This is a genomic window from Mesobacillus subterraneus, assembly GCF_000934845.1.
Classification (GTDB): Bacteria; Bacillota; Bacilli; order Bacillales; family Cytobacillaceae; genus Mesobacillus; species Mesobacillus stamsii.
On sequence record NZ_JXIQ01000091.1, the window covers coordinates 1 to 7,825 of the forward strand.

The following is a 7,825-nucleotide window of genomic DNA, read 5'->3' on the forward strand; positions in this document are numbered from 1 at the left end:
CCCCTTGTCTGACCGAACTTTCATCCCACCTCTAAAGAGGGTGCTATCGCACCTGCGTGGGCTTTCTCGTTCGGAAAATCTGTAATTCAATTCTCGTGGATTTATGCCGAAAAAATCGCCTGGAAGTCACTCCAGACGATTTTTTTAGTACGATCATTTTAAATAATGTTCCAAAAAATCCAAGACGGCTCGGTAGCCGTTTATCCGGTTTTCCTTTTTCATAAATCCGTGTCCCTCATCAGGGAAGACGATATATTCCACCGGTACATTGTTCCTTTCTAATGCAGTCACGATTTCGTCAGACTCGACCTTGAGGACACGCGGGTCATTTGCGCCCTGCAAAACAATCATCGGCTTGTTGATTTTGTCAGCATGGAACAGTGGTGAGATGCTCCGGATGTATTCTGTCTGCGTATACGGGTCTCCGATTTTTTTGTAAAGTGCGTTTCGGAAGCTTTCCCACCAGGCCGGAATGCTTTTCAGCGTACGTTCCCAGTTGGAGACTCCGAAGATATCCACCCCGACATTGAACTCATCCGGTCTGAAAGCTAACGCGGCAAGAACCATATAGCCACCGTAGCTTCCGCCAATGATTCCGATCCGTTCGCCATCAATATCAGCCTGCTCCTGGAGAAACTTCTTGGCCTGGATGCAATCTTCAAGATCAATTTCCCCGTGCTTCAGGTCGGCCGCGCTAAAGAAGGTTTTTCCATATCCCGAACTGCCGCGGTTATTTACTGCTAAAACAGCATAACCGTTATTGGACAAGTATTGTAACAGCGGGTTGTAATCTGTTCTTGACTGCCCGCCAGGACCTCCGTGGACATATACAAGGGCAGCTGCCTTTTCGCCTGTTTTCACATTTGGCTGGTAATAAATTGCCGGAATCTCCAATCTATCAAAAGAATGGAAACGAATCACTTCCGCGTCTGCCAAGTCCGCTTGGTTGATCTCCGGGTTAAGAGTATCAGTAAGCTGTTTTAATTGAGCTGTTCCAAGCTCGTAGCTATATAAGTTCGTAGGCGAAGTCGTGCTGTTAAACAAGAAAGTTATCAGACTCTCATCTGCCGAAAATTTCAAGTCCAAAATCTGCCCTTCTGGAAGTTGAGGCAGCTCCAGATAATCTCCAGTTCCTGTGTGAAGGACCTTGACGACAGTACTGGCATCCTGATTAACCCCATAAACCATATAGGTATGCTGTTTGGAGAAGCGCGTGAACATGATATCCCAATCTTCCTTCACAGCATCCTCTGTTAGCCCTGTAAAAAGATGATACTTTTTCAGATAGAAGAATTCCTCATTTTCATCAGTTAGGAAATAAAGGGTCTCGGAATTCCTGCAGAATGCTTGTGGGATGTTCTGGATATCCCCTTCATGCGGAGTGGCATGCATAAGCTGCTCTGTTTGCCGGTCAAAAACATAAACATTGGAATCATTGGCACTGTTCACTTTTCCTAAGGAAATAAACTGTTTATTCAGAGAGACAGACCCAAATTCATATCCTTCCTCATTCGTAAAAATACAAGTAGATTCAAAAGTGGCAATATCCATTTCGTAGACGTCCATGAAACTAGGCTTCCGCTTATTGGACCCGTAGAAAAAGCTTTTTCCGTCCTGACTCCAGCCATAAAATTCCGCACGCTCTTGCTCTCCTGGAGTGAGATCAAGCTCTTCCCCATTCTCATTTTTTACATAAATATGTAAGATTTCGTTCCCGCCCTTATCACTTAAAAATAAAAACCGGTCATCATCGGGAAAATAGCCTGCAATATGAACTGCATTATCCTCAGAGTGCGTAAGCTGTGTCCTCACTCCATCGTCAACTGACAGACAATATGCGTTGTAAATCCCGTTTTTGTCTCCTGAAAACAAAACTTTCCTGCCATCAGATGAAATCGAATTATCCGTTATCGACTCTGATTCATAAAACTGCTGTATTGTGTACCGCTTTACTTCAGTGACCTTACTCTCTTTAACCATAATTTTTCCCATCTCCTTTCCATTGCATTAAGAATTCGCTCAATAACTGTAAAAACCTTTTTAAAGATTGCGAAGGGGAGAGCTAATGCATGAACAACTGTTATTGTGTCTCCACCCATATTAATTGCATAGGATATGTTGATAAATTAGGGAGGGATTGACAAAAATGTACTATGATCCAAATGGTTATTACTATGGAAGACAGTCTGGTCAGTGGGCGAACCCTTATGGAGTGCTGCAGGTGAACGGCTTTCATGCATACCGCTATCCTAACGGTAATGGAAGGATTCCTTTAGCGGATTATGGACCAAATCCATATGTGGTCAATATCAATGAAGCGACGAAACAAAACAACACGTACCGCACGGCTTTATGGACAGGACCGCATTTACAAGTCACGTTGATGAGCATCCCTGTTGGCGGTGATATCGGTTTGGAAATGCATCCTAATGTAGATCAATTTTTACGGATCGAGCAAGGCCAGGGGATCGTTCAGATGGGCAAGAGCAAAAAGAACCTAACCTTTCAAAGCCCGGTCAGTGACGATTTTGCAATCATGGTTCCAGCTAGAACATGGCATAATGTGACCAATACCGGTAATACTCCGTTAAAGCTATACTCCATCTACGCTCCCCCTAACCATCCATTCGGAACTGTTCATAGGACGAAAGCCGATGCGATGGCGGCGACAAGGGTGTGACAAGGGGATTGTAAGAATCTAACTATGGAATCTAAAAAGGCTACTCTTCACTATTTTTTTCCGGATAAGACGTAAGGAGAAGGAATCCGAGCTTTGATGTAAATTTAAGGCATGGAAAGCTTTTCGCCTTCCTTCTTCCTTCGTTTTTGTATGAAGGGAAATTCGTTAAAATGAGTCATCTGAACATAACGTCTAGTTGATAAAATCTGGAGTTTACCTTTAAATTGGAGCAAGGGGACATCATCCCTTCATTGTGTGTTGGTAAAATACTAACTAATGTAATATGCTTATATTTCATTGCTTATTGGTTTTGCCAATTTAAAATGGTTAAGACTATTCAATGAGCGGTAGAACAACGTAAAGAATAATGGAGTTGATTCAATGAGTAAAACCAAGGGTAAAAACGGAACAGGCAGTGGAACAGGAAAAAAAGGTTGGAACCGCTGGCAAGCCAGTGCAAACAAAGCAAAAAGTGCTAAACCTTACAAAAGTAAAGGTGTAAAAAACACAGATGGTTCCAAGACGAGTAATGATGACTGATAGAGATTTCAGAAAACACATAGAGTTGATTCTCTAAGTGTTTTTTTCTTTGGAGGGAAAGTTCGTTAATACAAACTATCATCTAAAAACATGCCAGGGTCTCAAGCAGGACCTGCACTTCTCTTTGATTATTTCAGTTGCAACTGAATTGGATATCATCATTTAAAGAAGAGCAAACAGGTTTAAGAAGGAATTGTCGTTTAAGTTGTTGAAGTATCTAACAAGAAAGCATAGATGCAGGAGGAATGATCGTGATTCAGATGAAACCAGAATATGAAGCTTTTCCATTAAAGGCATATGACAAGATCAGATATGCAGATACGGATCGACAGGGACATGTGAATAACGCACTGTTTTCAACCTTCCTGGAAACGGGAAGAACCGAGCTTCTCTATGCAAATGAGCCGCTGCATGCTGAAAACGCCGCGTTCGTCATAGCGAGCCTAAAGCTGGATCTGCTTTCAGAAATACGGTGGCCTGGAACAGTGGAAATCGGCAGTGCCATTACAAGAGTTGGCAGCAGTTCCTTTTCTTTATTTCAAGGAATCTATCAAAAAGGAAAGCTTGCTGCGATGGCTGAGACCGTTATTGTTCAAATGGACGAGCATACTAGAAAGTCGGCGCCGCTCTCCTCTAAAACAAAAGATCGATTAAAGGAATATTTAGTAGAACTGGAAAAAGGATAGAAAACGGAACTATCCTTTGTGATAACTGATACTGAGGTGGGATTATTTTGGAATTATATGATGGAATCCACAGGCACCGATCAGGAATTTTCACAAACAATGCTGAAATACTTGGAGAGACAAAATTTCATGAAAAACGATTGAGGGATAACGGGAGATGGGGACGGTCTTTTTCATTTCCGATTCATCTTTCAAAATGAGCGGGTCTCCTGTATTCCAATCGTGGTGGGCCATAGAAGTGAAATATGATGTTAAATGCTCCTTTAAATCATTTCTTAAAGACTAAATCCTTCAAGAAATATCATCCTATCAAAATATCCATATTGACATCTAGCAGAATTTCTGTGATACTAAGAACAATTAAATACTGGTACCTTTAATTCAGTCCCGTGAGGCTGACAAGGACAGCGGATGTAATGATGGCCATTGGGTGAGGTATACCCATGCTCTTTGGTTTATCATGGCGGAAAGGCTACTTGTCGGAAAACGGCAAGTAGCCTTTTTTCGTTTCCAAATGTCTAAATCGAAGATCTCTTCGGTACCAGATTCAAAACAATAGACATTGGAGGAATTGAAATGAAAAAAGTAGATTTAGATTTTCCGTTACAGGCCGTGCCACAAGGTAACCGAAGTGGATTCTGGAAAATGCTTGTTGTGATGCTAGGGCTTACTTTCTTCTCAGCTAGTATGTGGTCTGGGGGAACGTTAGGAACTGGGTTAACATTTATTCAATTCATCGGAATTGTCCTGGCAGGAAACCTGATTCTTGGGGCTTATACAGGAGCCCTTGCTTATATCGCAGCTAAAACGGGGTTATCAACCCATTTGCTTGCCCGCTATGCTTTTGGGGAAAAAGGCTCCTATCTTTCCTCGTTTTTACTGGCAGCTACACAGGTAGGCTGGTTTGGAGTTGGGGTAGCGATGTTCGCTCTTCCTGTCCAAAAAGTGACTGGAATGGATACGACTTTGCTCATCGCTGTTGCTGGTATTTTAATGACAGCTACCGCATTCTTCGGAATGAAGGCACTCGCAATTCTTAGTTTCATAGCAGTACCCTTAATCACTGTATTAGGAAGCTTCTCGGTTTTTAAAGCAACCGAAACAGTTGGCGGGTTGGAAGGATTATTGCAATATCAGCCAACTGAAGCGATTGGACTGGCAGCGGCGTTAACAATTACTGTCGGATCATTCATCAGTGCAGGTACATTGACACCAGACTTTGCTCGCTTTGCCCATACGAAAAAGTCAGCTGTCATCACAACAGTCGTGGCCTTCTTTATCGGAAATTCTCTTATGTTCGTGTTTGGAGCAATTGGTGCGATTGCCACAGGGCAGTCTGATATCTCAGAGGTAATGTTCCTGCAAAAATTGATTATACCGGCAATCATCGTGCTAGGCTTAAATATCTGGACAACAAACGATAATGCATTATACGCTTCAGGTCTTGGGTTTTCCAATATTACTAAAATCGCAAAAAGTAAGGTCGTCATCTTCAACGGCATCGTCGGTACGATTGCAGCAATGTGGCTTTACAATAACTTTGTTGGCTGGCTGACGATTTTAGGAACTGCTCTGCCATCAATCGGAGCGATTATTTTAGCGGATTACTTCATCGTCAATCGTGGAAAATACAAGCGATTCGAAGAAATGGAATTTAAAGCAGTTAACTGGATTGCAATACTTGCATGGGCCGTTGGTATTGCAGGAGCGAATTTTGTTCCAGGCATCCCGCCAATCAATGCGCTATTGGGATCAGTCTTAACATTCGTCATCGTTTCAAAGATTGCGGTGTTAGTGCAGGCAAAAAATGCTTCTATGACAGAATTGAAGAAGGTGGCTTAAAAAAGTGATTATTAAAAATGCAAAACTCAGAGGAAAAGACGGGCTATGGAATATAGCTATAAAAGCAGGGAAGTTCGATCAAATTACACAGAATGTAATAGAAGAAACAGGGCAGGAAGTGCTCGATGCTGAAGGTTCACTTGTGCTGCCCCCGTTCATCGAGCCGCATATCCATCTTGACACAACTTTGACGGCAGGTGAGCCGGAATGGAACCAGAGCGGGACATTGTTTGAAGGCATCCAGAGATGGTCCCAGCGTAAAGAAACATTAACAGAGAATGATGTGAAAACAAGAGCTAAAACAGCATTGAAATGGCAAGTTGCCCAGGGAATCCAGCATGTCCGCACACATGTAGATGTGACGGATCCTAAGTTAACAGCTTTAAAAGCGCTGCTTGAGGTAAAAGAAGAAATGGCCTCCTATGTAGACATACAGCTTGTAGCCTTTCCTCAGGAAGGAATCAATTCTTTCCCAAGCGGGGCAGAGCTGCTTGAGGAAGCCTTGAAAATGGGGGCTGATGTCGTTGGCGGCATTCCTCATTTTGAATTCACAAGGGAATATGGCGTGTCTTCATTAAAAACAGCGTTTGACCTGGCTGAAAAATATGATCGCCTTGTAGATATCCATTGTGATGAAATTGATGATGAACAATCTCGATTCGTTGAAGTAGTGGCGACCGAAGCTTATGAACGCGGATTGAACAACCGTGTCACAGCCAGCCACACAACAGCAATGGGCTCTTATAATGATGCCTACACGTACAAACTTTTCAGATTATTGAAGATGTCCAACATCAATTTTGTTGCAAACCCGTTAGTGAACATCCATCTTCAAGGCAGGTTTGATACGTATCCGAAGCGCAGGGGAATCACACGGGTAAAAGAATTGCTTGAAGCAGGACTGAATGTAAGCTTTGGCCATGATGACATTTTTGATCCGTGGTATCCACTAGGAACAGGCAATATGCTTCAGGTTCTGCATATGGGCATCCATGTTTCCCAATTGATGGGCTATGAGCAAATCATGAACTCAATCGATTTAATCACAACAAACAGCGCCAAAACCTTGAACATCGAGGAGAGCTATGGAATCGAAACAGGCAAGCCTGCCAATTTCATAGTACTAGCAGCTGAAAACGAATACGAAGCAATCCGTAAGCAGGCCGCAGTACGGTACTCGATTCGTGAAGGGAAAATAATTGCAGAAACGAAACCAAGTGAAGCATCCATTCGAATTGGCGATTCAGAGGAAAAAATTCTTTTTAATAAATAGCAGTTTTCGTAAAGATGGTTGTTAAAATCCGAAAGCCGATTTTAACGGGCTAACACGCTATTTTGTAAGTCGGTATCAAGTGTGCAAGCTCTTTTCTCATAATAAGCGTTCATTTTGTGAAGAAACATAGGTCATTCCATTCTATTTTTGTAGTCAATAGCAACAAAGTTTGAGAAAAGAGCCTAATAAATAGTAAGATCAACCTAAAAGCAGAAGGATTCAGTTTTTGAATCCACTGCTTTTTTTTATTGCCATGAATATCCTCTAGCAAGTATCTGACGCTAATATACATCTCTCCAAAATGGAGAAAGTTCCGCAAAGTCATGGCTATAATCAGTAGTGGGAGTTTTGCGAGGATTAATTATTTTGGTTGAAGCGATTTTCAGGACGATTTTCGTTAAGTGAAATATTTCGTAGAATAACTGTTTTTTCTAGTCTGTAATTGCGTGTTACAATGGTTATAAAAATTATAACAAGGATGTGATAATTTGGAACAATTCGAAAGAAAGTTACTAAAATCGGAAATAGTTTTGGAATCACTCTTCCTATTGAATTACGCAAACAAGTGGGCTAAGCACATGGAGATGATGTCCAAGTTGAGGGGAAGGATGGGAAAATTGTTTTGAGAAAAAAAGAACAGGTAACACTTCCTGAAGGTGTTGATGCAGAATTTATGGATATTTTAAATGATGTTATTAAGGAGCATGACAAAGCATTTAAAGGGTTAGTGAACAGTTGAGACTCCCACGACTAAAGTCGCAAGCTGACTAACGTCAGTGGGATTCTTAGCTACCTGTTTCAGAC

6 protein-coding genes are annotated in these 7,825 nt (G+C 41.9%); 5 read left to right on the forward strand and 1 reads right to left on the reverse strand.

Annotated elements, in window-relative coordinates; translation table 11 throughout:
* Positions 1 to 153: 153 nt before the first annotated feature.
* On the reverse strand, positions 154 to 1,980 hold the full coding sequence (locus tag UB32_RS11510; protein ID WP_052807017.1) for a S9 family peptidase: 1,827 nt from the start codon (positions 1,978 to 1,980) through the stop codon (positions 154 to 156).
* Between the two features lie 166 nt (positions 1,981 to 2,146).
* On the opposite strand from UB32_RS11510, the gene UB32_RS11515 reads away from it, so the two are divergent.
* From UB32_RS11515 to UB32_RS11530, 5 genes are all read left to right on the forward strand, one after another.
* Complete coding sequence (locus UB32_RS11515; protein WP_044393955.1) at positions 2,147 to 2,680, forward strand: cupin domain-containing protein; 534 nt, start codon at positions 2,147 to 2,149, stop codon at positions 2,678 to 2,680.
* A gap of 381 nt (positions 2,681 to 3,061) precedes the next feature.
* Positions 3,062 to 3,220 carry a DUF3934 domain-containing protein gene (locus UB32_RS19485; protein WP_084221813.1) on the forward strand — a complete coding sequence of 53 codons (159 nt, stop codon included), beginning with the start codon at positions 3,062 to 3,064 and terminating at the stop codon, positions 3,218 to 3,220.
* Positions 3,221 to 3,480: 260 nt separating this feature from the next.
* Positions 3,481 to 3,906, forward strand: a complete 426-nt coding sequence (locus tag UB32_RS11520; protein ID WP_044393961.1) for an acyl-CoA thioesterase — start codon at positions 3,481 to 3,483, stop codon at positions 3,904 to 3,906.
* A 576-nt stretch (positions 3,907 to 4,482) separates the two neighbouring features.
* On the forward strand, positions 4,483 to 5,748 hold the full coding sequence (codB, locus tag UB32_RS11525; RefSeq protein ID WP_044393957.1) for a cytosine permease: 1,266 nt from the start codon (positions 4,483 to 4,485) through the stop codon (positions 5,746 to 5,748).
* 4 nt (positions 5,749 to 5,752) lie between these two features.
* A complete protein-coding gene (locus tag UB32_RS11530; protein ID WP_044393959.1) occupies positions 5,753 to 7,021 on the forward strand; it encodes a cytosine deaminase in 1,269 nt (422 codons plus the stop codon).
* Positions 7,022 to 7,825 lie beyond the last annotated feature (804 nt).

Excerpts from the sequence above, each read along its gene's own strand:
- UB32_RS11510 (WP_052807017.1), bottom strand. The coding sequence starts at position 1,980 with ATGGTTAAAGAGAGTAAGGTCACTGAAGTAAAGCGGTACACAATACAG.
- UB32_RS11515 (WP_044393955.1), top strand. The coding sequence starts at position 2,147 with ATGTACTATGATCCAAATGGTTATTACTATGGAAGACAGTCTGGTCAG.
- UB32_RS19485 (WP_084221813.1), top strand. The coding sequence starts at position 3,062 with ATGAGTAAAACCAAGGGTAAAAACGGAACAGGCAGTGGAACAGGAAAA.
- UB32_RS11520 (WP_044393961.1), top strand. The coding sequence starts at position 3,481 with ATGAAACCAGAATATGAAGCTTTTCCATTAAAGGCATATGACAAGATC.
- codB (WP_044393957.1), top strand. The coding sequence starts at position 4,483 with ATGAAAAAAGTAGATTTAGATTTTCCGTTACAGGCCGTGCCACAAGGT.